The following is a 597-nucleotide window of genomic DNA, read 5'->3' as shown; positions in this document are numbered from 1 at the left end:
GCTCTCCAGGTTGGCTTGGGCTGCGGCAATCCCCGCCGTTTGGCCGGCCACCGCCGCCTGTTGCTGCCGGCTGTCGATCTCAAAGAGAGGGGCTCCGGCAGCCACCTGGGATCCCAGCTGCACGAACACCTGGGTCACCTGTCCACTGACCTGAGGGCGGATACTGGCCACCTGCTGGGATCCGAGGCTGGCCATGAACTCTGAAGTCTCTTCGATTTGCTGTTCCTCTACCCTGCCGACGGCCACTGGTGTGGGTTGGCCTTCTCCGCCCCCTTCACCCCCCATGCTGCGAGGTGGCCCGCCGGGCCGGCAAGCAGCTACCAAGAGAGAAAGGCACAACAGCGGCAGAGCTGTTCGCAGTTGCATCGTGAACCTGCCTCCCTAACGGCTATCCCAACAGAGGGATCCCACCTCTGCATTGACTCAATCAACCAGGGTACTGAGACTGTGCCCTGCTGCGCCTGTGCAAAAGCGCTGGCCATCCTTCCCAATCCAGAGCTAGGGTGGATGCGTGACATCCTCCCGGCGCTCGTCCTGTGGATAGAGCGCGGGCCACCCTTCCCGTCAGCAGGACGGAGTCCTTACCTCGCGGTCGGG

The 597-nt window shown here is 63.7% G+C and carries 1 protein-coding gene; it reads right to left on the bottom strand.

Features of this window, described 5'->3' with window-relative positions:
- Nucleotides 1–366, bottom strand: a 366-nt coding sequence (locus NW820_RS13360) for a biotin/lipoyl-binding protein (RefSeq protein ID WP_414407771.1), incomplete at its 3' end; no start/stop codon positions are given.
- Nucleotides 367–597 lie beyond the last annotated feature (231 nt).

This window comes from Synechococcus sp. R55.7, assembly GCF_047461955.1.
Taxonomy (GTDB): Bacteria; Cyanobacteriota; Cyanobacteriia; order Thermostichales; family Thermostichaceae; genus Thermostichus.
The sequence above is the reverse complement of the archived record's forward strand: the minus strand, read 5'-3'. Positions and strand labels throughout refer to the sequence as shown.